This window comes from Bacillus sp. AK031, from assembly GCF_053903065.1.
Map to the genome: position 1 here is coordinate 1,439,770 of NZ_CP096424.1, position 23,877 is coordinate 1,463,646.

A 23,877-nucleotide genomic window follows, 5' to 3' on the forward strand; every position below is an offset into this window, starting at 1 on the left:
TCTTCTTTTACAGCTTATTTCTTCGTGTTAATATACAATTTTCCGTCTGCGCGCTTTGTCGTTACATTTCCAAATTCATCCGAGATTTTCACTTCGATTACCGCCCCTGGTGCTTTAACATTCGAGGTGGCCGTATAGTATCCGACATAATGTCCGTCTGAAGTTTCCATCATCGGCAGTTCAGTTGCGTTTGAGACGGAGGATCTTGCATTTGTCAGCGGCATATGGATGACGAATGCTGCATCCAAACCTGGCTCACTGTCAAATTCAATTTTAACAGATTCGCCTTTCTTCAACTCTTTGTCTTCTGCAGGAAGAAGGTTGTCGATGGCAATGTCACCAAATTTGGCTTGGACCGTAACGCTTTGTTTCTTTTTGTTGCCGGCTTTATCTTTTGCGACAACCTGGATGACATTTTCGCCTTGATCCAACAACAGTCTATGACTGAATTGTCCGTCATTTACAGAAGCCTTTTCACCGTTTACTTTTACCCATGCCAGGTTATCATCTGTGACAGTTCCTTCCACAGTGACAGCCTCGCGGTTTGTTTTCAGGCCATCTTCAGGAGAGGTGATGACGAGCTCTGGTTTCACCTGATCAAGTGTAATAGTAACCGGCTCTGAAGGACCGGTCATTCCTTGTTCTGTAGCTGCCTTGGCCGTTATCGTATTCGCGCCGGCTTGCAGGGCAACATCAGCAGAGAAAGCACCATCCTCTGTCGTTTCAGTTTCTGCAACTTCCTCATCCCCGTTGAACAGGTGAACGGTTGTGGAAGGTGCAGATGTTCCTTCTACTGTAACTGTATCGTTTTTAGTGAATGAATGATCTTTAGGTGATGTAATAACTGGAGATGTCACTTCATAATTCACTGTTGCACGAATCATATAGTTTCCTTCTTCTTCAGGAGCAAGTGACCATGCGCCTCCGACAAGCTGCCAGCTTCTCGCAGCGTATTCACCGTCTTCATCAGTTCCAAGTCCTGGTGTATTAGGGCTTGGTGCCGTCTGGACGTATACCATGAAGAAATCACCTTCGACCATGATACCATGCTCGCTTAAATCTACATGCGTCCATTCACCATTACGTAAAGCTGTACCATCAAATGGACCGGCAATTTTCTTTCCAGGTGCACCATCTGTGCCGGAAGCATCATAAACAGCTACTTGGAACTCTGTCCCGCCTGGTACAGGCCATTCAGTATCCCAGAATCGGAATAGTCCGCCTGTCACTAAAGCAGTGTCATTTCCTTCTTCAAGTGACATTTTAACTGCCCAGCCATTACCGGCATCATAGAATGCACGGGCATTTTCAGCAGTGCCGTCATCGTAGCCGATTTCACCAGGATACCCGATGAATGGTTCCAAAGCGACATCTGCGCTGGTGACTTCTCCGCCTTCGATTGTGATCTCTGCTTCCTGGCTGTAGAAGTAAGGAGCAACGACTTTCAACGTGTATTCTCCTTCATACGCTTCTAAGTTAAACTCACCATTTTCATCTGTTTCTACAGGTGCCACTGCGGCGTCTTCAAGCAAGAATAAGGAAGCTCCCGTAACAGGTTCTCCTGAAACTTGATTAGTTATCGTACCGGTTACATTTCCTTTAGGAATTTCTTCAAGTGTGAAGTTGGCAGTAGATGTACCATCTTCGGTAATTGTCACACCTTGTGTCGCCGATCTGTAACCATAGGTTGAAGCTTGCAATGTAAACTCACCGGCAGCATGAGTCATCTGGTATGAACCGTCAGCCGGATTGGTATACACAGAGCGGCCTGTTTCCAACACACTTACTTCAGCTTGTAAAGGAAGCAGTACAGGTGCAGGCGTGCTTTCCTTGCCAGGTGCTTCTTTTGCTGCGTTAACAGCTAATTGGATTTTATTTGGATTGACACTTGGTTTCTTGGCAATTGAAGAAGACTTTTCAACTTTAGATTTGAAGCCAAGATTCTTTTTCTTAGCAGGCAGGATGGAGTCAGCACTTAATTTCACATCATCCAAATACCAGCCTTGTTTGACAACACTTCCATCTGTCGTGACGTTGAAGGCGACGTAAACTCGCTGGCCGGCGTATTGGCTTAAATCCACTTCGCCGTCGATCCAGCTGCCTGTGCTGCCATTCACGCGCAGTGCTTGGGTCCAATTTTCACCATCTGTTGAGACGAAAACATGGCCATAATCGTAATTGTTTTCTAGTTCATGCCATTGTTTGAATTGAAGGAAACTGTTTCCGTCCGGCAAATCAACTGGGGGCATCTGCAATGACATATTTGCGCTGTTTCCATAGGTTCCGGCGAGGGCGGTTCCATAGACTTTCTCACCTGATACGGCATTTCCCGGACCATTGACAGGAACTCCCCATTCCCAGCTGTTTTCTTCTCCATATGAAGTCCAGCCAGCAGGGCTGCTTTCAAAATCCTGTTCATACCCGACTGAAATACCTGGAAGAAGTGTGACAGTATATTCTTCAGTCTCAACTTCATTGCCGCCAAAGTCGAGAACTTTCCATTTATAGGTTACACTGTTACCAGTTAATGCTTCGCCTGGAATAGTGGCTTGATAGGTGCCAGAAGTATAATCGCCGGCATTTCTGGCTGCTTCGACGGACGACCACTCACCATCAGGACTTTGGTATTGCAAGGTTACACTTGTAACACTGACATTATCATTGGCTTCTGCTTGCAATGTCAGATCCATTTCTTTAAATGATTCATTTGGTGCTTCATGACTGACAACTGGTGCTTCTGTGTCGTTGCCTTCTTTTGAAACCTGCCCCTCCACTTTCCCGAGGCCGCTTATGACAGAGGAGACTGCATCAAAAGCATTGACAAGGCCGTGTCCATAGCCATTGTTAGGTGTTTCCGGGAAGGTATTATCTGTTAGCGGCACGGCAGTAGTTGTTAAAATTTCTTCTATTTCATCCACTGTTAAGCTTGCATCCGCTTGCTTCAATAATGCCACAACTGCAGATACATGAGGTCCAGCCATAGATGTGCCGTTCCAGCCGCCTTCATAGTTACTTCCAGGAACTGAAGAACGAATGTTCACTCCAGGTGCAGAAATTTCAGGCTTTACTTCCTCATATGGAGAAGGCCCTTGTAGAGAGAAGCTGCCGAGATTATCGTTGATATCTGTTGCCCCGGTAGCGAATGATTCTGGATAGTTTGCAGGCGTCGCTACTGAACCCGGACCTCCCGGGTTGAATAAATCCGTGTTCCCTGCAGAGAACTCAGGGAATATTTCAGCCGCTCTCCAGGCTGCTACCATTTCACGATACCATTCATCAAGACCTGGTCCGCCGCCCCATGAGTTGTTTACGACATCCGGTGCCATTTCTGGATGCGGATTTCCATCAGCATCTTTTGGAGCGAGAATCCACTCTCCGGCCTCCAGCAAATCAGCATCGGTTCCTCCGTCAGCTGTGAATGCTTTAACCGCAATCCACTTGGCTCCTGGAGCTACACCAACCTGGTTGCTGCTATCAGGCTCAGAACCGACCATTGTCCCGGTAACATGAGTACCGTGCCCCTGGTCATCATATGGTGTTTCTTGTCCAGCTGTAGCATCAAACCAGTTGAATTCATTATCTGGTGAGTCAGGGCTTTGAGGATCGAAACCTCTGTATTTTTCTTTCAAAGCCGGATGATTCCATTGAACACCTGTGTCGATTGAGGCGACAACGGTACCAGCTCCGTCAATCCCCATATCCCAGACAGCTGGTGCGCCGACCCTGTCGATGTTCCATTCAATGTTTGCCGGGCTGTTTTCTGCTTTATCTGCTTTAGGCATCACGCTTGCAGCAAGAGCATCAACTTTTACCGGCTGGATAAGCTGGCGTTTTTCATTCGGTAGGATTTTTTCAACCTCAGGGAAGTTTGCGATTTTTTCCATTACTTCCTTTGTACTTGTGACAGCCATGCCGTTCACGACATAGAAATCCTTGATATTTTTAACGGCACCCGATTTTTTCTGTTTATTTAAGTATTTTTTCACTTCTGCTTGAGTTTCAAGGGCTGTAGAACGCAGCTCAGAAACAACCATATTCCGTTTTAATAGTTTTTTATTGTTTGCAGAAAGCTTCTGCTTTTTCGCTTTATCAGCGGCGTTCTTCGCTACAGACTCAGTGTCTACCTGCTCCTTGAACTTCACTAAGTATGTGACGTGCTTATCTTTCTTGAATTGATCTTGCAGCTTGGATGTAATCTTGGATTGCGGGCTGACTTTAGCATTGTCGTTTGCTGAGACAGAAGGTTTACCTTTTTGTAGTGCAGGTTGTGTGGTAGCCGCTCCAGCATTCGGTGGAAACATTAGTGGAACAAACATGATCAGGGTCAGTACAATGGACAACCATTTTACATTTCTTCTTTTTCCCGTCATTCATTTCCCTCCTATAATGTTTTAATGGGTAACTCGGATCCTCCTTTCAGTTATTTCACCTGGAAAATCGTAGGTGGTATACCAAAGATAACCAACATCAGGAGGCGAATGTTGTACCATTATGTCGAATTTAATTTGAATATTCAGAAAATAATCAGGAAGTTTCACTGTTGCCATTTTTTCATAGGACAATAGAAGTGAATATATTATAACTACAGGCATATAACGGATTAACGTAAAGATTTAACTGGGAGTTTGTTCATATTATTAAATTCTTGTCATATGGACTTTTGCAAAAATAAGCCGTAAAGCATAAAGGAGAGCAGTTGGTTTCCTTCTGCAGAAACAATGACCTATTTCCTGGCAGCCAACTTTGCGAAAAAAATGCCTATAAGAATATTAGGAGGAAATATCCCGTGAATTTGATGGAAGCAAATCTGCAGGCAGGCTTTTATCCCTAGAGAAGGAAGGATGGGGAAGGGGATTGGTGAGTCTTTTGTATTGTTAATGGCGATATAATACCCATGGTGGTAGAGGAGGGTTGCTTTTAAGAGATTTCTACAGAGTAACAAGTAAAGTTGTACTATATATATCTTTCAAGGCTGTGCTAATCGATTGAGTTCCACAATGCTGATTAACTTTCATCGACACTCTTGGATAGGCAATTCCTAATGAGTAAATACACCTTTAAACAAAAAAGCCCATCCCGGATGGACAGGGATGGACTGCTATGCTTCAAATCCGATGTTGGGTATAAACATTTTTCTTTGTGATTTCCTTCAGAAAATGTATTTCTTCTCTGGTCAAAGGTGCTGCCTTGACTGCCTGGGCATTCTCCCGGACTTGCTCGACAGAACTTGCTCCAGGAACAACAGCTGAAATGGCATCGTGGCTCAGGATATACTGAAAGGCTGCTTGATTCATGGATCTTCCTGAAGAAAGTTTTTCCTTGAAGTTTCCTAGGATATTTTCAAGCTCGGCGTACGAGTAATCAAGATATCCATTTTCTTTGATTTTGTCAGAAGCTTTATCCAGCATTTTTTCACTGAGAAGACCTTTGGCTACAGGGCCCCTTGTCACAACGCTGATATTCTTGTCCTTCAAGAGAGGAAACAACTCCTCGGGACGCCTGTCGAGTAAACTGTACTGCATCATGACTGACACTAAATGGGAAGACTCTGCGAAACGGTTAATGACATTAGGCCGTATCGACGATATCCCATAATAGCGGATGATGCCTTCCTGCTTGAGCTCTTCAAGTGCCTCAATTGTCTCATCGGCAGGATCGTCAATGGTACCGCCATGAAGCTGAAATAAATCGATGTAGTCTGTTCCAAGCCTTTTTAGACTGCGTTTTGCCGCTTCTTTAATATAAGCCTTCGAGGGATCCCAATGCCAGCCATTCTCGACATTATCCCACCGGTTGCCTGCTTTTGTGGCAATAATGACATCCTGACGGACAGACTGCAATGCTTTGCCGACGACTTTCTCATTCTCGCCAAAATCATACAGATCGGCTGTATCAAAATAATTGATTCCTTCTTCAAGCGCTGCTTCAATAATAGGTTGAGCCTTTGAATAGTCTGTGCCTAAAGACATGCAGCCAAGCCCCATTTTGCTTACAAACAATTCTGAGTTGCCTAATCGGCTTGTTCTCATGATTCCTACCCGTCCTTTCTTGTAATAGCTTGGTGATTACTAATATTGTACCGGAGAAGGACGGTGGAAACCAAGTTTACTGTTTTGTGCTGCCGCCGCTTTAGTCCACTCTTCAACGTATTTGTACTGTTTGCTGTATTCTTTCAGCTTTTCTTTTACTTCCCAAGCTTTTCCCGATATTATGATTCTTTTTGGATGAACAATTACTTTCATAGTTGACCTCCATGAGAGAATTTAAAATTGTAATCCGAAAATTATAAAGGGGGTGTGGTTAATCTATATTCAAAATTGGATAATGTATGAGTGAGAACCGGGTGGAAGGATCCCGATTGAAACTTTGATATAATGAAGAAATCAATACAACGGAATAGAACAGGAGTGGGACTATGAAAAAACTTGAGGAAAAAACGTTGAGTACCGAACAAATTTATCAAGGGAAAATCATTGATTTGCAAGTGGATGAAGTAAGTCTTCCGAATGGAAAAACATCTAAGCGGGAGATCATCAAGCATCCGGGTGCGGTGGCTGTAATCGCGCTTACAGAAGAAGGAAAGATCGTAATGGTAGAGCAGTACCGTAAAGCTCTGGAAAAATCAATTGTAGAAATTCCAGCCGGTAAATTAGAAAAAGGCGAAGAGCCAAAGAAGACGGCTGAAAGGGAGCTGGAAGAAGAGACGGGTTATGGCTGTAAAAATATGAAGCATCTTATATCGTTTTACACTTCTCCCGGATTTGCCGATGAACTTGTACACCTGTATATCGCTGAGGATATTTTTGAAATAGAAAACGCAAGTGGAGCAGATGAAGATGAATTTGTTGAACTGCTTGAAATCAGCTTGCAGGAAGCCCAGCAGATGATCGAGGAGCAGAGGATCTATGATGCCAAAACGGCTTATGCCGTTCAATATCTCCAATTGAAAGAGGTTCAAAAGTAAGGATGAGAGAATATTTTGCAGACTTGCATATCCATATTGGCAGAACTTTCAAAGGACGGGCAGTGAAGATTACAGGATCCAAAACACTGACACTGGAAAACATACTGAGATATGCACGCCAGCCGAAAGGTCTTCATATGGTCGGGATTATCGACTGTCATTCCCCGGAGGTCATTCAGGAAATCGAAACACTGATGGAAGAGGGGGAGCTAGCTGAAATTAAAGAAGGCGGATTTCAGCATGAAAACGGGCTTGTCTTGATTCCAGGAAGTGAACTGGAAATTTATGATGAGTACTGTAAAGGTCCAATCCATGTGCTCGCTTATTTTCCTGATTTGCATTCCTTGAAGCAATTTTCTGCATGGCTGAGCGAAAGAGTGACAAATATACACCTCAGCTCGCAAAGAATTTATGCTGGGGGGAAGGAACTCCAGCAAACCGTGAAATCACTGGGCGGCCTTTTTATCCCTGCCCATATCTTTACGCCTTTTAAAAGTTTATATGGGAAGGGAGTCAGTGAGTCACTGAATGAAGTCTTTTTGCCTGACCTGATTGACGCGGTAGAACTGGGGTTAAGCAGTGATACAAACATGGCAAATGGGATTCCTGAGCTCCACCGGTACACATTCCTTACCAATTCCGATGCCCACTCCCTTGCTAAAATGGCAAGAAAATACAATGCGGTTACAATGGCAATCCCTTCATTTAAAGAACTGGGTCTTGCATTAAATAGTCAGGGAGGGCGGAAGGTTTCAGCCAATTATGGACTTGACCCGCTGCTTGGGAAGTATTATGAGACTACCTGCAGCAACTGTGGGGAGATAGTAGAGGATAAAGGTACAGAATGCCCCGAATGTGAAAATGAAAAAAAGATACGAGGCGTAAAGCACCGAATCGCTGAATTATCCGGCAGAGTCCATGCAGCCACTCGGCCGCCATATATACATCAAGTTCCTTTGGAATATATTCCTGGTCTCGGACCAAAAACAATGGATAAATTGCTTAATCATTTTGGGACAGAGATGGATATCCTGCATTTTGTCCCAACACATAAAATTGAAGAAGCAACAAACCCGCAGCTTGCCAATGCGATCCATAAAGCAAGAACAGGCGAACTTGCCATCAGTGCCGGCGGGGGAGGAAGGTATGGGAAGGTGGCAAAGGAATAAAAGCAAGGAAGCTCAGCCTCCTTGCTTTTATTGATATTCAGGATTCCTTAAGATTCAAAATACAAGAGTAGAATTGTCGAAACATGTCGTTTGGGCGGTGGGTTGGTAATCTTCGCCGATAAATTCCAAAAAAAGCGCTGATAAATCAACTGAATACACCGATAAATTACCAATTACAGTCGATAAATAAGCGGAAACCGGCGATAAAGCTGATGAAGTTATTGTGACATACCATCCAGTCAATAGGTTCTATTTCTCTCTACGCGGGTTCCACTCGGCCGCCAGAACTGAATAAATACAAGTGTTGCGCAGTTCCTTCCCGTCTGCACTCAATGAATTGGAACGAAGGACACCCTCTAAAAAGTAGTCAAGCTGTTCAGGAACACGGCGGGATGAAAGGTTTAGCTCATCGCAGCGGATTTCAACCCGGTTGGCAGAAAGGTGCTCTACAGCAAAGCTCGTCAACTCTCTCACAGCCTCGGTTATGTACCCTTTCCCGCTATGTTTCTTTACTCCCCAGTAACCGATTTCTACACTCCCGGCTTTCCAGTCGATCCGGTGGTATCCGGTCGATCCGACGAATTCATTATTCTTTTTCAAATAAATATGCAGTCTGAAGTCTTCACGCAAAATGAATTGTGCGTATGACTGCCGAATCCCTTCTTCGACCTCCTCTATGGTTTGCGGTATTTGCGCAAAGGGCATCCAATCAGCAAGAATATCGGAAGAGGCGGTGATCGCTTTATGTACAATCGGACCATCCCCGGGCAGGCAAGGCCTGATATAAAGCCGGTCTGTAGAGATGGCTTCTGGAAAATCTAATAAAAGGTGTTTGATCAAGGTCGGTCCCTCCTGATAGTTTTCTGAAAATTATACAGTGCGCCCTGCATTGCGGCAAGCAAAACGAGTAAAATATCTAGCAAAAGGCTGTGTATTCGCCGGCATAATTACTAGAGTCTAAACATACTATCTAGTAATACGTACTGAGGAGGACAATTCCAATGCGAAAGGGAATCACAGCAAAAAATCCAATAATTGAACATGTTCAGTCACATTCCTCTATTTATCTATTCATACTTACTCTCTTTTTGATGGGGGTTGTGTTCGGCGCGATCGTGGTAAACAGCCTTTCGTTTACCCAAAAAGAGGATTTGTATTTTTATTTGAGTCAATTTTTTGGTGAAATGGCTGACGGCAAGGTCGCTTCATCGGAAGACCTGTTCCGCCAGAGCTTTCTCCATAACGTTAAATACTTAGGGTTTATGTGGATCCTTGGTATATCAATTATCGGCCTTCCGCTAATTTTTATCCTGGTGTTCATGAAGGGTGTCGTGATCGGTTTCACGGTAGGATTCCTGGTAAATCAGATGGACTGGGATGGTTTCCTTCTATCCTTTGCTACAGTACTCCCGCAAAACATAGTGATCATACCGGCATTTATTTTCATAGGGGTGATCAGTGTCAGTTTTTCCTTGACGTTGATTCGCAAAATATTTATGAAGCTCTCACCGCATATGCAGGTCCAGATGATTCCACTGTTATCAAAATACGTTATTGCATTTGTGCTCGCAATCGCAGTCATTACAGTTGCAGCGGGAGTAGAAGCCTATATTTCACCTAACCTTATGAAAACCATGGTGAATCTGGCCAATAAATAAAAATGATTATTAATTAATAGAAGTTATAAAAGCTTATTTATAATGATTTTATTTTGCTTATTCCTCCCTTTTTGATATAATAATGTAGACATTGACGAGGGAGGGAGACGGAATATGGAAAGCAGGATTGACCGTATAAAAAAACAGCTATCTTCTGCCAGCTATAAGCTGACACCACAGCGGGAAGCCACCGTAAGAGTATTATTGGAAAATGAAGAAGACCATCTCAGCGCAGAAGATGTGTACCTCCTCGTTAAAGAGAAATCACCTGAAATTGGACTGGCGACTGTCTATCGGACATTAGAGCTATTGACAGAATTAAAGATTGTAGACAAGATAAATTTCGGCGATGGGGTTTCGAGGTACGATCTCCGTCAAGAAGGAGCCGCTCACTTTCACCATCACCTGGTGTGCATAGAATGCGGGGCTGTAGATGAAATCCAGGAAGATTTGCTGGAAGATGTGGAAACGATTGTTGAAAGAGATTGGAAGTTTAAAATAAAAGATCACCGCCTTACGTTTCACGGAATTTGCTGGAGATGCCAGGGAAAAGCTGAAACAGGGGAAGGAAAAGAATAAGAATTCCAGAGCTGGCCTTCATGATGTCAGTTCTTCTTTTATTTACAGTCTTTTTTGTTGAGTTTCATTCATCGCTTTTACAGGAAAGGAAAACTTCTTTTTCAAAGGGATAAGAGGCCTGACTTTGTAAGGGAAATACATAAGGGTTTTTGCCCAGAGGTGGTATAAATCGTACCGTTTTCGTCATAGCTTGTTAGAAAGAACGATTTTGGAGGACAGGCAGATGTTTCAAACAGGCATGAAAACAATATGGCAGACCGTAAAAGTATTTATATTGTTTACTGGTTCTACGATTCTTTTTTACTATGGTATTATGTGTATAAGCGAAGAATATGAAAGCTATCACAGATATGATGAGCCGGAAGGTGCTGCCGTTAAAGTATTCCAGACGGTTTCAGAGGAGGAACGGAGCTGGACTGACCGGTTATTACTTTTTTACATGAATGGGGAGTAATGAAGTTTGGAGAGCCGATTACAAGATTTTATCCATTTTTTGATTGTCGAGAGAGGACTGGCCAAGAATTCAATAGACTCATATCAGCGAGATCTTAAAAACTATACGAAATTCATTCAAAAAGTGGAATCAGCCAAGAGTTGGAATGATGTACAGAGGGTGAATATCACCGGTTTTCTCAGTCACTTAAAAAGTGAAGGAAAATCTTCAAAAACCATAGCACGGCATGTCGCTTCGATTCGGTCGTTCCATCAGTTCCTGCTTCGTGAAAAGGCAGCGGAACAAGATCCCTCGATACATATCGAGTCCCCGAAAATGGAACGCACTCTTCCAAAAGTGCTCAGTATTGAGGAGGTGGAGGCACTGTTGGATTCTCCTCAAGAAAGCACTCCGCTGGGGATAAGGGATAAGGCGATGCTTGAAGTATTATATGCAACCGGGATCCGCGTGTCCGAGCTGATCAGGCTCAAGATGGAAGATGTTCATTTGAAGATGGGATTTGTCCGGTGTATTGGAAAAGGCAATAAAGAACGAATCATTCCGATTGGAAAGACGGCCATTACGGTTCTTGAAAAATACTTGACCAGCGGTCGTCCTAAATTAGCCAGCCGAAAGCATAATGATGATTCCCTGTTCCTGAATCATCATGGAAAAGGATTGTCCAGACAGGGTTTTTGGAAAATCCTGAAAGGGCTTGCCACGGAAGCGAGGATCAGCAAAGAACTTACCCCTCACACACTGAGGCATTCCTTTGCCACCCATCTGCTTGAAAATGGTGCAGACCTTAGGGCGGTGCAGGAGATGCTGGGACACGTAGATATTTCGACGACTCAAATATATACTCATGTAACCAAAACAAGAATGAAAGATGTTTATTCGAAATTTCACCCGAGGGCCTGAACGGGATCCGGGTGTTTTTTTAATTTCTAAAGAAGCGATGTAAACGCTTGTAATTTAAAGACAGCAGTCTTAAAATAAGGTTGTCTGACTTCTGACCAATAACCCTGTTGGTTATAGAAAAGCAATCAGGGTATTATAAAAATATTAATGGCCAGAGGAAATGGTCTGAGATTTTAAGCAGGGCTCTGTTGATTTAGTTAGGGCTAAAAAAAGGAGGAAATAGGCAAATGAGCAGCTATACATATAAAAGAGTTCATCTGGTTGTCATGGACTCTGTCGGGATCGGGGAGGCACCCGATGCAAAAGAATTCAATGATGAAGGTGCGGACACGCTGGGCCACATCGCTGAACATATGAATGGATTGAACATGCCGAACATGGCAAAACTGGGTCTTTCGAACATCCGGGAGATCAAAGGGATAGAAAAGCAGGATAATCCATTGGCTTACTATACGAAGATGGAAGAAGCATCTGTTGGCAAAGATACCATGACAGGACATTGGGAGATTATGGGACTTAACATCAGTCAGCCATTCAAAGTGTATCCTGATGGATTTCCTGAAGAATTGTTGAAGGAACTTGAAGAAAAGACAGGACGCCCTGTAATTGGAAATAAACCAGCCAGCGGTACAGCTATCATTGAGGAGCTGGGAGAAGAGCATATGAAGACCGGTGCGCTGATTGTCTATACATCTGCAGACCCAGTACTTCAGATTGCAGCCCATGAAGATATTGTGCCAATCGATGAATTGTATAAGATCTGTGAAATAGCCCGTGAGCTGACAAAAGAGGAAGAATATTTGGTAGGCCGTATCATTGCCCGTCCATTTGTTGGAGAACCGGGTAATTTCAAACGTACATCGAATCGCCATGATTATGCATTGAAGCCTTTCGAGCGCACAGTTATGAATGAATTGAAGGATTCAGGATACGATGTGATTGCGCTGGGCAAGATTTCGGATATTTACAATGGCGAAGGTGTTACTGAGTCAGTCAGAACGAAGCACAACATGGATGGAATGGATCAAATGGTCAAATCATTTGAAAAAGATTTTACAGGAATCAGCTTCTTAAATCTTGTAGACTTCGATGCTTTGTTTGGCCATCGCCGTGATCCTGAAGGATATGGAAAAGCGCTGGAGGAATTTGATGCCAGGCTGCCTGAGGTCTTTGAGAGAATGACAGAAGATGACTTGCTGATCATCACTGCAGATCATGGAAATGATCCGGTACATCCTGGTACTGACCATACAAGAGAATATGTACCTCTGCTCGTGTACTCCAAACGCATGAAAGAAGGAAAAGAAATTCCCGTGCGCAAAACGTTTGCAGACATCGGGGCAACGGTTGCTGATAACTTTAATGTGAAACTGCCAAAATACGGAGAAAGCTTTCTTCAAGATATAAGTAAGGAGTCATGATATGAATTTTGAAAAAATAGAGAACGCCGCAAATTTCTTGAAAAATAAATATACAGGGGCACCAAAGATTGGCCTTATTCTGGGTTCTGGCCTGGGTGTACTTGCAGATGAAATTGAAAATCCTGTAGTGGTTCCATATAAAGAAATACCTGATTTTCCGGTTTCTACCGTCACAGGGCATGCCGGCCAGCTTGTATTCGGCCAGCTTTCAGGCAAAGAGGTCGTTGCCATGCAGGGAAGGTTTCATTTTTATGAAGGGTATGGCTTTGATAAAGTCACTTTCCCGGTAAGAGTCATGAAAGAACTGGGAGTGGATACCCTTATCGTCACCAATGCAGCTGGTGGAGTAAATGAATCATTTGAGGCTGGAGATTTGATGATCATTTCTGATCATATTAATAATATGGGAGGGAATCCGTTGATCGGACCAAATGATGACCGCCTCGGAGTCCGCTTCCCGGACATGTCGGAAGCTTACAGCAAATCACTCCGTGAACTGGCACGTTCAGTATCAGATAAGCTTTCCTTGAAGGTAAAGGAAGGCGTCTATGTCGGAAATACAGGTCCAGTATATGAGACGCCGGCAGAGGTTCGGATGATCAGGACACTCGGAGGGGATGCTGTTGGCATGTCGACAGTACCAGAGGTCATAGCAGCCAAGCATTCAGGCTTGCATGTGCTTGGAATCTCCTGCATTTCCAATATGGCTGCGGGAATTCTTGACCAGCCTCTCACTCATGATGAAGTCATTGAAACAACAGAGAAAGTCCGTGCAGACTTCCTTGCGTATGTAAAAGAAATCGTTAAGTCAATGTAAAGCTAAACGAGCCCGAAGAACCAGGTAACGTGGACGATGACAATTGTATCGAGGTGAATGGAAATGAGAATGGTGGATGTAATTGAAAAGAAACGTGACGGCAAGGAGCTTGCTTCAGAAGAAATAAATTATTTTATAGAAGGCTACACAGATGGATCCATACCAGATTATCAGGCCAGTGCATTGACTATGGCCATCTTCTTTCAGGGAATGTCTGAAAGAGAAAGGGCAGACCTCACAATGGCAATGGTTAAATCAGGAGACCAGATCGATTTAACGGCAATTGAAGGAGTCAAGGTAGATAAGCACTCTACTGGAGGAGTCGGTGATACGACTACGCTTGTATTGGGGCCGTTGGTGGCTGCAGTGGGGGTTCCGGTAGCTAAAATGAGCGGCAGAGGCCTTGGCCACACAGGCGGGACCATTGATAAGCTTGAAGCCGTACCGGGCTTTCATGTGGAAATCGACAATGATGAATTCATTCGGCTGGTAAATGAAAACAAAATAGCTGTCATCGGGCAAAGTGGCAACTTGACCCCGGCGGATAAGAAATTGTATTCACTTCGTGATGTAACCGCAACTGTCAACAGTATCCCATTGATCGCTTCCTCCATCATGAGTAAAAAAATTGCTGCAGGAGCGGATGCCATTGTTCTTGATGTGAAAACAGGTGCAGGAGCATTCATGAAGGAACTGGATGATTCAAAGGAACTGGCTCAAGCAATGGTGAATATCGGAAACAATGTCGGCCGGAAAACGATGGCCGTCATCTCAGACATGAGCCAGCCTCTTGGATTTGCCATCGGAAATGCGCTGGAAGTGAAAGAAGCCATTGATACATTAAAAGGCGAAGGACCCGAAGACCTGACACAATTATGCTTAACATTGGGAAGCCATATGGTCTTTCTTGCCGGAAAAGCCAAGTCCCTGGAGGAAGCACGGGAAAAATTACTTTCTGTCATGAAAGATGGTTCTGCCCTGAACAACTTCAAGCTTTTCCTGGAATCACAGGGAGGAGATGCTTCTGTTGTCGATGATCCATCGAAGTTGCCGGCGGCGAAGCACATCACCGAATTGGAAGCCAAGCAGGATGGATATGTTTCAGAAATCATAGCTGATTCAGTCGGAACGGCAGCCATGTGGCTTGGAGCTGGAAGAGCAACGAAAGAATCAGTCATCGATCTTGCTGTAGGATTGGAACTTAATAAAAAAATCGGCGATAAAGTCCAAAAGGGTGATTCACTCGTCACTATCCACAGCAATACAGAAGATATTGAAGATGTAAAAAACAAGTTGTATGAAAGCATTAAAATATCGGGCGGCAAGGTGGATGCACCGGTTCTCATACATGGAGAAATAAAAGAAACAGAATAAATAAGAAAATCAGAGAAAGCAGATGGTTAAAGGGGCCATCTGCTTTTTTTGTTATTTAAAAATCAAAATATCAATATTTTTGAGCGGAGGACATCAAATATAATTTGAGGGGAAATGATGTCCCTCGATTTTGGTGCAGAGGACATCAAATAGAATTTAAAGGGAAATGAAGTCCCTCGCTTTCCGTGCGAAGGACATCAAATAGAATTTAAAGGGAAATGAAGTCCCTCGCTTTCCGTGCGAAGGACATCAAATAGAATTTGAGGGGAAATGATGATCCTCGCTTTCCGTGCGGAGGACATCAAATAGAATATAAAGGGAAATGATGACCCTCGCATTCCGTGCGGAGGACATCAAATAGAATATAAAGGGAAATGATGACCCTCGCATTTGGTGCGGAGGACATTAAATAGAATATAAAGGGAAATGATGACCCTCGCTTTCCGTGCGGAGGACATCAAATAGAATATAAAGGGAAATGATGACCCTCGCATTCGGTGCGAAGGACATCAAATAGAATATAAAGGGAAATGGATGTCCCTTGCACTCGAGCATGGCGAAGGACATCAAGAGATGGCACGCATGGAAATGAAAGTGTTTGAAGAGGAAATCATCAGACCTTCCTCCTAAGGGGTTTTTATCAAGATACTAAAATATAGACATGTTTTACGAAAATCATTGGAAAACACTGTATAAAAAAGATATGGATGGAAAAAATGGGGCTATGCCAGTAATGAAATTTTTACATTGAATGGAGGACCAGGAATGAAACGAATTATATCGGCCATCCTTATGTTAGTATTAATCGCTTCGACAGCGGCTCCGTTTGCTTCTGCTGAAGAGAAAAGCACAGAATTGGCTCCTGGAGCTAAGTCAGCTATTTTGATTGAAAGAGATACAGGAACAGTACTATATGATAAGAACAGCCACGAAAAACTTCCTCCTGCATCCATGACAAAAATCATGACAATGATTTTAATAATGGAAGCGTTGGAGAAAGGCCAGATCAAATGGGAAGACAGTGTAAGAACAAGTGAATACGCCGCTTCAATGGGCGGCTCGCAAATCTTCTTGGAACCTGGCGAAGAAATGACAGTTAAAGAGATGCTGCTTGGCATATCAATCGGATCGGCAAATGATGCATCGGTTGCAATGGCAGAGCATATCGCCGGAAGTGAAGAAGGATTTGTAGAGAAAATGAACAATAAAGTAAAAGAGCTGGGGCTGAAAGATACAAATTTTAAAAACCCGACAGGCCTTCCAGCCAGTGAACATTATAGTTCTGCCCATGATATGGCGATGATGGCAAAAGAATTATTGAAGCATCAGGAAATCACTGACTACACAGGTACTTATGAATCCTACTTGCGCGAAGATACGGACAAAAAATTCTGGCTTGTAAATACAAATAAGCTGGTCCGCTTTTACCCGGGTGTCGACGGGCTGAAGACTGGTTTCACAAACGAAGCCAAGTATTGTCTGACAGCTACAGCGAAAAAAGACAATATGCGTGTAATTGCTGTTGTGTTCGGAGAGCCGAGTCCAAAAGACCGAAACGCGGAAGTCAGTAAAATGTTCGACTATGCGTTCAGTCAATATCAGACCCAGCCTCTTTTCGAAAAAGGAGCAAGTGTTGGGAAAACCAAAGTCTCAAAAGGAAAAACGAAAGAAGTCGAAGCGATGACGAATGAGCCTATCTCTCTTCTTGCGAAAAAAGGCGAAAAACTTGATGGCGTTGAAAAGAAGGTAAAATTGGATAAGCTTCAGGCGCCAGTTAAAAAAGGAGATACTATCGGCAAGCTTGTGATTGAAAAAGACGGGAAGAAGTTATCTGAGACTCCATTGGTAGCGAAAGATGATGTTCCGCAAGCAAGCTTCTGGCAGCTGTATAAGCGCGTCTTCGGCATGTTTACGAAAGCCGGCAATTAAGAATCAGCCTCCATATCAAGAAATTCAGCATAATATGTCTAAATTCTTCTAGTTTTGTCTTGTAGAAGGAAATCTGGAATACAAAGTAGAATTGACTCACTATACGACAGAGAAGGAGGCCTGTGAATAGTGAGTCTTACTATTGGTCTAGAAGTTAAAAGCGATGTTCTTTGCATACGATTGAGCGGAGAACTGGATCACCACACGGCAGAACAGTTGAGGCAGCAAGCCTCTCAGCTGATTGAAGAGTATGGAATCAAACACATTGTACTGAACTTGGAAGCCCTTGGATTTATGGACAGCTCCGGACTTGGCGTTATTTTAGGGAGATATAAGCAAATTAAACAGAAGCATGGTGAAATGGTGGTTTGTGCAATTTCCCCGGCAGTCAAACGATTATTTGAGATGTCAGGTTTATTCAAAATCATTCGTTTGGAACCGTCTGAAGAATTCGCATTACAAAGTCTGGGGGTTGCCTAAATATGAAAAATGAAATGAATATCCAATTCAGTGCAGTTAGTCAGAACGAGTCATTTGCACGTGTTACCGTTGCTTCATTCATTGCTCAACTGGATCCGACTATGGATGAGTTGACCGAAATTAAAACGGTCGTTTCAGAAGCTGTAACAAACGCTATTATTCATGGTTATGATAACAACCCTAATTGTTTTGTATATATCACAGTCAAGATGGAAGACGGCTTCATTGATATGGAAATCAGGGACGACGGAATCGGCATCGGGGATGTTGAGGAAGCGCGCCAGCCATTATTCACAACCAAACCGGAACTGGAGCGTTCAGGGATGGGCTTCACAATAATGGAAAATTTTATGGATGAAATAGAAGTGAATTCGCAGCCGGGAGCAGGCACAACCGTTCGTTTAAAAAAGCATTTAGCCAATAGTAAAGCGCTATGCAATTAAGGAGCCATGCTGATGGATGTCGAAGTTAAGAAAGATAAGGAGCAGAGCTTTTTAAAGGATACTGAAGTTAAAGAGCTCATACAAAAAAGCCAGGAAGGTGACCAGTCAGCCAGGGATACAATCGTCCAAAAGAATATGAGGCTTGTCTGGTCGGTTGTTCAGCGCTTTTTGAACCGGGGTTATGAACCTGATGATTTATTCCAGATAGGCTGTATCGGATTGCTTAAATCAGTGGATAAATTCGACTTATCTTATGATGTTAAGTTCTCGACCTACGCCGTCCCGATGATTATTGGGGAAATCCAACGGTTTATCCGGGATGACGGAACGGTAAAAGTAAGCCGGTCTCTCAAGGAAATGGGCAATCGGATCAGAAGGACTAAAGATGAACTTTCCAAAACGTTGGGAAGGGTGCCGACTATCAATGAAATCGCCGAACATCTTGAGCTTACGCCAGAGGAAGTCGTCATGGCGCAGGAGGCGAGCCGGGCACCATCGTCAATCCACGAAACCGTATATGAGAATGACGGTGACCCAATCACTCTGCTTGATCAAATCTCGGATAACTCGGATCAAAAGTGGTTTGATAAAATTGCGTTAAAGGAAGCCATCCGCGAGCTGGATGAAAGGGAGCGCCTGATCGTCTATCTCCGTTATTACAAAGACCAGACCCAGTCAGAAGTGGCGGACCGGCTGGGGATTTCGCAAGTCCAGGTATCACGGCTCGAAAAGAAGATTCTTCATAATATGAAAGATAAAATGAATTTGATTTAGGTGTAAAAAGCAAACCGATGCAGAGGTTTGCTTTTTTTTGTTGAGTTTCAACCACTAAAAACTCAACTCTTATTACAGTTAGCAATTATTGGCTTCATGAAATTTTTGTCTGAAATCCATACTATTTATACAAGCAGGAAAATAATGTTGACCAGGAAGTGAGAAGGATGGAAGGTTCAGTATATATTCGGCTTCGACACAGGCTCCAAGTTAGACCGGAAAGCAGTATCCTGCTTGAAAATACTGCCCAGATCATCGCACCTGAACATTATCTTCATACCATTAAGAAAATTGTTCTTCATCAGGTCACAGAGGAAGATAAAAATATAATCATCCTCGATTTAATGCATGTAATATCCAAGATCAAAGCAGCGCTTCCCGAAGTCGATATTCAATCGACCGGGCCCTCTCAGACGATTGTGGAAGTGGTGTACAAACGAAAAAAAGTATCACCGGCGCTGTTTGCGGCTGTATGGCTATTGTTATTTATCGGTGCGGCAATGGCGATTATGAATTTTCACGAAGATGTCAGCATGCGTGAGGTACACCAGCGGTTGTATCTTATGATGACAGGCAAAGAAGATCCGCATCCTTTATTATTTCAGGTTCCTTATTCCTTGGGATTAGGGTTGGGGATGATCTTGTTTTTTAACCATGTGTTCCGAAAAAGAATCAATGAAGAACCAAGCCCTCTGGAAGTAGAAATGTTCAACTACCAGCAAGACCTCGATCAATACGTAATTATGCATGAGAATAAAGAGAGCATGAAGCATTTAGATGACCATTAACATTCTCTTATTATGTTTTGTAGGGCTTGCCGGGGGACTTGCAGTAGGGTCAGGATTGGTTGCCTTTTTGACAGTGCTGGGGATCATTCCCCGCTTAACACAGCTCACGAAGACTATGAAAATGATTCACTTCTATGAATGGGCAGTGGTGGCAGGCGCTGTGATCGGGAGCATTTTCAGCTTGAATGAATTCGCATTGTTTTTCAGCCCCTATATCCTTATTCCGATGGGATTATTGAGCGGTACTTTTGTGGGGATGCTGGCAGCTGCTCTGACAGAAGTTCTCAATGTTCTGCCTATCCTTACAAAGAGGATAGGTATTAACGACCGCATTATTACGCTTTTAATGGCAATCGTTCTCGGGAAAGTGCTGGGATCTCTGTTTCACTGGCTATACTTTGTCCGCCTATAATGATTGAAAGGAGAGCTCTTATGGCAAAAAAGAAAAACATAATACTGATAACAGATGGAGATGAATATGCCAGGAGAGCGATTGAGGCGGCGTCAAAGGAATACGGAGCCAGGTGTATTTCAAGATCCCAAGGCAATCCGACCGTTCTGTCAGGAAAAGAAATTATTGGTTTAATTAAAAAAGCCAAGGGAGATCTTGTATTTGTCATGTTCGATGACAGCGGCTTTTTGGGTGAGGGAAGCGGTGAACTTGCTATGAAATATGTGGTGAATTCCAAAGAATTTAACGTTTTGGGAGCCATTGCAGTCGCTTCGAAAACAAGACAGGCAGAGTGGACAAAAGTAGATGTCTGTGTTGATAAGTATGGGGAACTTACGCCGTATGGGGTTGACAAATTTGGCGTCCCTGAGAATGAACTGGGCAGGCTTAATGGAGACACAGTGTACTGCCTTGACGAGCTTGGTTTACCAGTGGTCGTCGGGATCGGAGATATAGGGAAGATGGCCAAGAGAGACCATTTCTCCCGCGGGGCTCCTATTACGAAAAAAGCAATTGAAATCATACTTGAAAGGAGCGGATATCATGCCAAGTAAGGAAAGAGAAAAAACACCTATTCCTGAAGACCTCGGACAATTGGAACAGTTGATGATTGATACAACAGGATTGAATAAAAGCTTCGATCTTGGTGTGAGAAAACTGAAAATCCTCAAAAAAGATGTTCATTTCTACTATGTAAACGGCCTTTGCGATACTCAATTCATTATGAGGATTGTTGAAGATCTCGTAGAAGTCAATGATCATGAACGGTTATCATCCAAGTTATATGAAATCGTACAAAATCGGATTCCCCATCAGTCTGTTTCTCCTGTAAAAACGGTTGAGGAAATGGTTGATGAGGTACTGTCAGGTTTAATTGCTTTCGTTGTGGAGGGTTCACAGGAAGCGTTAATTGTTGATGTGCGGAGTTACCCTGGAAGACAGCCACAAGAACCGGATACCGAAAAAGTCGTCAGGGGTTCCCGTGATGGATACGTTGAAAATATTATTGTCAATACAGCTCTAACCCGAAGAAGAATCAGGGATCCACGGCTTAGATTTGAGATATTCCGAATTGGTGAACGGTCCAAGACGGACATATCCATTGCTTATATTGAAGATGTAGCCAATCCATCATTAATTGATGTCATTAAAAAAGAACTGAAGAATATTAAAATTGATGGATTGACGATGGCGGATAAGACAGTTGAAGAATTCCTTGTGAAACAGGGATATAATCCGTACCCGCTTGTCAGGTATACAGAAAGGGCAGATATTGGTGCCACCCATCTTTTGGAAGGGCATGTACTTATCTTTGTTGATACTTCTCCAAGTGTCATTATCACGCCGACAACGTTCTTCCATCATTTGCAGCATGCGGAAGAGTACCGGCAGTCCCCGGCAGTCGGTACTTTTGTCAGATGGGCAAGGTTTGTCGGATTGATCGCAAGTTTATTCCTGCTCCCATTATGGTATTTATTTGTTCTGGATCCGTCGCTTCTGCCCCCTCAATTGGAGTTTATCGGACCAAATGAAGAGACGAACATCCCGGTTATTGTCCAGTTGTTAATGGCTGATCTGGGTATTGAATTTCTGCGGCTTGCTGCCATACATACCCCGACACCGCTCTCAACGGCGATGGGTCTGATAGCAGCGGTCCTGATTGGTCAAATCGCGATTGATGTAGGACTATTTGTCCCAGAGGTTATTTTATATGTCGCTGTAGCAGCAATTGGTACGTTTGCTACACCGAGTTATGAGCTTAGCGTAGCGAATAAGCTGTTCAGGCTAGGATTGCTGGTCCTGGTGGCGCTCTTCCACATTCCGGGTCTCGTAATCGGAACGACTGTGTTTATGCTGCTGTTAATAAGCATCCGTTCTTTAAACACGCCGTATCTGTGGCCATTCATGCCATTCAGCCCTAAGGCATTCTCGCAAATCATCATCAGGCGTTCAATGCCAGGTTCTAAAATCCGTCCAAGCATTGTTCAGCCAAGAAATAAATATAAGCAGCCTGCTAAGTCCCGTTAAGATTGCAACACTTCTTATTCTGTGATAAATTACTTTTAATCACTAAAGCGATAAAGCTGTCAAAGGGATGAGAAGCATATGCATTTGAATGGAACAGCCAGGATCAATAATCTGGATCACCTGGAAATCGGGGGAGTCGATGCTGTAGAACTGGCGAAAGAGTACGGTACACCTTTATATATTTATGATGTTGAATTAATTAGAGAACGGGCACGGGGGTTCAAAGACACATTTGACAACCTTGGGATCAAGGCCCAGGTTGCCTACGCAAGCAAGGCTTTCTCTTCTGTTGCGATATTTCAGCTAATGGATGAAGAAGGCCTGTCCCTGGACGTTGTTTCAGGCGGAGAACTGTACACGGCAATAAAAGCCGGTTTTCCGGCAGAGCGCATACACTTCCATGGGAACAACAAGAGTGAGGAAGAACTGCGCATGGCGCTCCAACATAATATTGGATGTGTTGTGGTTGATAACTTTCATGAACTGCAATTACTTGAAAAGGTATGTAAAGATGCCGGGAAAAGCATGGATATTCTGATCAGGGTCACACCTGGTATAGAAGCACATACCCATGACTATATCCTTACAGGCCAGGAAGACTCTAAGTTTGGATTTGGATTGGAGAATGGCCAGACAGAAGAAGCTCTTCTAAGAGGCATGAAGTCTGCTCATTTAAATGTTCTTGGTTTACACTGCCATATCGGTTCACAGATTTTTGAAACAACCGGTTTTGTTTTGGCCGCAAGCAAAATCATCGGCCAGCTGGCAGAATGGAAGAATAAACATGATTATTCGGCAGAGGTTTTGAACCTGGGAGGCGGGTTTGGAATCAGATATACATCTGAAGATGATCCGATTCCGGCTTCTCAATATGTTGAAGAAATCATTTCAGAAGTACAAAAGAAAGCTGCTGAATCCGGACTTGAAATGCCTGAGATTTGGATTGAGCCGGGCAGGTCGCTTGTTGGAGATGCAGGGACGACTTTATACAAAATCGGCTCCAGCAAAGAAGTGCCTAATATAAGGAAGTATCTTGCAGTGGACGGCGGCATGAGCGATAATATCCGCCCTGCGCTATACGAAGCGAAGTATGAAGCCATTTTAGCGAATAAAGCAGGCCAGCCGACTCATGAAACGGTTTCGATAGCGGGGAAATGCTGTGAGTCAGGAGATATGCTGATTTGGGACCTGCCATTGCCGGAATCTCAACAGGGAGATCTTTTAGCGGTGTTCTGTACCGGTGCTTATGGATATTCGATGGCGAATAACTATAACAGAATCCCTCGGCCGCCGGTCGTATTTGTCGAAAAGGGAGAAGCGAAGCTGGTTGTAAGAAGAGAGAGTTTTGAAGACCTCTTGAGACTGGATTTGTCCCTTAACGGCTGATATTTATAAGGGAGGCGGACACCTTGAGTGTTTGCCTCCTTTTTTATATGGGTTATACTGAGGGAGACTACATATTTGGGAAACAGAAGGTTTATCAAAGGAGCTGCACGATTATGAGAAAGAAAAATATACTGTTATTCATAATACTTTTAATCCTGTCAATGGGCTGGGGAGTTATATATTGGATGTTCATTGCAAGTTAGAGGCTTACTTTGGGCTTGAATTCGAATAATGTTGAATCTTTTGCTTAATTTTAGTAAGA

Annotated in this window: 22 protein-coding genes; 18 read left to right on the forward strand and 4 right to left on the reverse strand. The window is 43.5% G+C overall.

What is annotated here, in order from left to right; all coding sequences use genetic code 11:
- Positions 1-14 precede the first annotated feature (14 nt).
- The 3 genes from M1E09_RS07165 to mciZ form a co-directional block, all read right to left on the reverse strand.
- The gene (locus M1E09_RS07165; RefSeq protein ID WP_456274152.1) at positions 15-4,370 is read right to left on the reverse strand and encodes a S8 family serine peptidase; all 4,356 of its coding nucleotides are present in this window, start codon (positions 4,368-4,370) and stop codon (positions 15-17) included.
- Between the two features lie 735 nt (positions 4,371-5,105).
- Positions 5,106-6,029 carry an aldo/keto reductase gene (locus M1E09_RS07170; protein WP_456274153.1) on the reverse strand — a complete coding sequence of 308 codons (924 nt, stop codon included), beginning with the start codon at positions 6,027-6,029 and terminating at the stop codon, positions 5,106-5,108.
- Between the two features lie 39 nt (positions 6,030-6,068).
- Positions 6,069-6,242: a Z-ring formation inhibitor MciZ gene (gene mciZ / locus M1E09_RS07175; RefSeq protein WP_456274154.1), complete on the reverse strand. Its 174-nt coding sequence runs from the start codon at positions 6,240-6,242 to the stop codon at positions 6,069-6,071.
- 173 nt (positions 6,243-6,415) lie between these two features.
- Between mciZ and M1E09_RS07180 the strand changes: the two genes are divergently transcribed.
- Positions 6,416-6,964: an NUDIX domain-containing protein gene (locus M1E09_RS07180; RefSeq protein WP_456274155.1), complete on the forward strand. Its 549-nt coding sequence runs from the start codon at positions 6,416-6,418 to the stop codon at positions 6,962-6,964.
- Between the two features lie 2 nt (positions 6,965-6,966).
- Positions 6,967-8,133 carry an endonuclease Q family protein gene (locus tag M1E09_RS07185; protein WP_456274156.1) on the forward strand — a complete coding sequence of 389 codons (1,167 nt, stop codon included), beginning with the start codon at positions 6,967-6,969 and terminating at the stop codon, positions 8,131-8,133.
- Positions 8,134-8,382: 249 nt separating this feature from the next.
- Here the strand turns inward: M1E09_RS07185 and M1E09_RS07190 are convergent, their stop codons facing one another.
- Complete coding sequence (locus M1E09_RS07190; RefSeq protein ID WP_456274157.1) at positions 8,383-8,973, reverse strand: GNAT family N-acetyltransferase; 591 nt, start codon at positions 8,971-8,973, stop codon at positions 8,383-8,385.
- A gap of 161 nt (positions 8,974-9,134) precedes the next feature.
- Between M1E09_RS07190 and spoIIM the strand changes: the two genes are divergently transcribed.
- The 16 genes from spoIIM (at position 9,135) to lysA (ending at position 23,615) form a co-directional block, all read left to right on the forward strand.
- Positions 9,135-9,791, forward strand: a complete 657-nt coding sequence (gene spoIIM / locus M1E09_RS07195) for a stage II sporulation protein M (RefSeq protein ID WP_456274158.1) — start codon at positions 9,135-9,137, stop codon at positions 9,789-9,791.
- Positions 9,792-9,905: 114 nt separating this feature from the next.
- Positions 9,906-10,370, forward strand: a complete 465-nt coding sequence (fur, locus tag M1E09_RS07200; RefSeq protein ID WP_456274159.1) for a ferric iron uptake transcriptional regulator — start codon at positions 9,906-9,908, stop codon at positions 10,368-10,370.
- A 223-nt stretch (positions 10,371-10,593) separates the two neighbouring features.
- Complete coding sequence (locus tag M1E09_RS07205; protein WP_456274160.1) at positions 10,594-10,824, forward strand: YqzK family protein; 231 nt, start codon at positions 10,594-10,596, stop codon at positions 10,822-10,824.
- Between the two features lie 6 nt (positions 10,825-10,830).
- On the forward strand, positions 10,831-11,724 hold the full coding sequence (gene xerD, locus M1E09_RS07210; protein WP_456274161.1) for a site-specific tyrosine recombinase XerD: 894 nt from the start codon (positions 10,831-10,833) through the stop codon (positions 11,722-11,724).
- Between the two features lie 227 nt (positions 11,725-11,951).
- Entirely contained in the window at positions 11,952-13,145 is a 1,194-nt protein-coding gene (gene deoB / locus M1E09_RS07215; RefSeq protein WP_456274162.1) for a phosphopentomutase, read from the forward strand.
- A 1-nt stretch (position 13,146) separates the two neighbouring features.
- Positions 13,147-13,962 (forward strand): purine-nucleoside phosphorylase, encoded by an 816-nt coding sequence (locus tag M1E09_RS07220; protein ID WP_456274163.1) that lies wholly within the window; start codon positions 13,147-13,149, stop codon positions 13,960-13,962.
- A 63-nt stretch (positions 13,963-14,025) separates the two neighbouring features.
- Positions 14,026-15,336 (forward strand): pyrimidine-nucleoside phosphorylase, encoded by a 1,311-nt coding sequence (locus M1E09_RS07225; protein WP_456274164.1) that lies wholly within the window; start codon positions 14,026-14,028, stop codon positions 15,334-15,336.
- A gap of 765 nt (positions 15,337-16,101) precedes the next feature.
- Positions 16,102-17,265 (forward strand): D-alanyl-D-alanine carboxypeptidase family protein, encoded by a 1,164-nt coding sequence (locus tag M1E09_RS07230; protein WP_456274165.1) that lies wholly within the window; start codon positions 16,102-16,104, stop codon positions 17,263-17,265.
- A gap of 129 nt (positions 17,266-17,394) precedes the next feature.
- Positions 17,395-17,745 carry an anti-sigma F factor antagonist gene (gene spoIIAA, locus M1E09_RS07235; RefSeq protein WP_456274166.1) on the forward strand — a complete coding sequence of 117 codons (351 nt, stop codon included), beginning with the start codon at positions 17,395-17,397 and terminating at the stop codon, positions 17,743-17,745.
- Between the two features lie 2 nt (positions 17,746-17,747).
- Positions 17,748-18,188, forward strand: a complete 441-nt coding sequence (gene spoIIAB, locus M1E09_RS07240; protein ID WP_456274167.1) for an anti-sigma F factor — start codon at positions 17,748-17,750, stop codon at positions 18,186-18,188.
- A 12-nt stretch (positions 18,189-18,200) separates the two neighbouring features.
- Entirely contained in the window at positions 18,201-18,962 is a 762-nt protein-coding gene (gene sigF, locus M1E09_RS07245; protein ID WP_456274168.1) for an RNA polymerase sporulation sigma factor SigF, read from the forward strand.
- A gap of 167 nt (positions 18,963-19,129) precedes the next feature.
- Positions 19,130-19,750: a stage V sporulation protein AA gene (locus M1E09_RS07250; RefSeq protein WP_456274169.1), complete on the forward strand. Its 621-nt coding sequence runs from the start codon at positions 19,130-19,132 to the stop codon at positions 19,748-19,750.
- On the forward strand, positions 19,740-20,162 hold the full coding sequence (locus M1E09_RS07255; protein WP_456274170.1) for a stage V sporulation protein AB: 423 nt from the start codon (positions 19,740-19,742) through the stop codon (positions 20,160-20,162). The genes M1E09_RS07250 and M1E09_RS07255 overlap by 11 nt, the downstream gene beginning before the upstream one ends.
- A 20-nt stretch (positions 20,163-20,182) precedes the next feature.
- Positions 20,183-20,755, forward strand: a complete 573-nt coding sequence (locus tag M1E09_RS07260) for a stage V sporulation protein AE (protein ID WP_456274171.1) — start codon at positions 20,183-20,185, stop codon at positions 20,753-20,755.
- The gene (locus tag M1E09_RS07265; RefSeq protein WP_456274172.1) at positions 20,745-22,229 is read left to right on the forward strand and encodes a spore germination protein; all 1,485 of its coding nucleotides are present in this window, start codon (positions 20,745-20,747) and stop codon (positions 22,227-22,229) included. Before M1E09_RS07260 ends, M1E09_RS07265 begins: the two co-directional genes overlap by 11 nt.
- Positions 22,230-22,307: 78 nt before the next feature.
- Positions 22,308-23,615 (forward strand): diaminopimelate decarboxylase, encoded by a 1,308-nt coding sequence (gene lysA / locus M1E09_RS07270; RefSeq protein ID WP_456274173.1) that lies wholly within the window; start codon positions 22,308-22,310, stop codon positions 23,613-23,615.
- The last annotated feature ends 262 nt before the right edge of the window (positions 23,616-23,877 follow it).

Bases quoted from the DNA above. Each gene is read 5' to 3' on its own strand.
- M1E09_RS07260 (WP_456274171.1), top strand. From the start codon at position 20,183: ATGGCAAAAAAGAAAAACATAATACTGATAACAGATGGAGATGAATAT.
- M1E09_RS07185 (WP_456274156.1), top strand. From the start codon at position 6,967: ATGAGAGAATATTTTGCAGACTTGCATATCCATATTGGCAGAACTTTC.
- deoB (WP_456274162.1), top strand. From the start codon at position 11,952: ATGAGCAGCTATACATATAAAAGAGTTCATCTGGTTGTCATGGACTCT.
- spoIIAB (WP_456274167.1), top strand. From the start codon at position 17,748: ATGAAAAATGAAATGAATATCCAATTCAGTGCAGTTAGTCAGAACGAG.
- M1E09_RS07255 (WP_456274170.1), top strand. From the start codon at position 19,740: ATGACCATTAACATTCTCTTATTATGTTTTGTAGGGCTTGCCGGGGGA.
- spoIIM (WP_456274158.1), top strand. From the start codon at position 9,135: ATGCGAAAGGGAATCACAGCAAAAAATCCAATAATTGAACATGTTCAG.
- M1E09_RS07205 (WP_456274160.1), top strand. From the start codon at position 10,594: ATGTTTCAAACAGGCATGAAAACAATATGGCAGACCGTAAAAGTATTT.
- fur (WP_456274159.1), top strand. From the start codon at position 9,906: ATGGAAAGCAGGATTGACCGTATAAAAAAACAGCTATCTTCTGCCAGC.
- M1E09_RS07230 (WP_456274165.1), top strand. From the start codon at position 16,102: ATGAAACGAATTATATCGGCCATCCTTATGTTAGTATTAATCGCTTCG.
- sigF (WP_456274168.1), top strand. From the start codon at position 18,201: ATGGATGTCGAAGTTAAGAAAGATAAGGAGCAGAGCTTTTTAAAGGAT.
- mciZ (WP_456274154.1), bottom strand. From the start codon at position 6,242: ATGAAAGTAATTGTTCATCCAAAAAGAATCATAATATCGGGAAAAGCT.
- M1E09_RS07250 (WP_456274169.1), top strand. From the start codon at position 19,130: ATGGAAGGTTCAGTATATATTCGGCTTCGACACAGGCTCCAAGTTAGA.
- M1E09_RS07170 (WP_456274153.1), bottom strand. From the start codon at position 6,029: ATGAGAACAAGCCGATTAGGCAACTCAGAATTGTTTGTAAGCAAAATG.
- M1E09_RS07220 (WP_456274163.1), top strand. From the start codon at position 13,147: ATGAATTTTGAAAAAATAGAGAACGCCGCAAATTTCTTGAAAAATAAA.
- M1E09_RS07225 (WP_456274164.1), top strand. From the start codon at position 14,026: ATGAGAATGGTGGATGTAATTGAAAAGAAACGTGACGGCAAGGAGCTT.
- M1E09_RS07165 (WP_456274152.1), bottom strand. From the start codon at position 4,370: ATGACGGGAAAAAGAAGAAATGTAAAATGGTTGTCCATTGTACTGACC.
- M1E09_RS07180 (WP_456274155.1), top strand. From the start codon at position 6,416: ATGAAAAAACTTGAGGAAAAAACGTTGAGTACCGAACAAATTTATCAA.
- M1E09_RS07265 (WP_456274172.1), top strand. From the start codon at position 20,745: ATGCCAAGTAAGGAAAGAGAAAAAACACCTATTCCTGAAGACCTCGGA.
- lysA (WP_456274173.1), top strand. From the start codon at position 22,308: ATGCATTTGAATGGAACAGCCAGGATCAATAATCTGGATCACCTGGAA.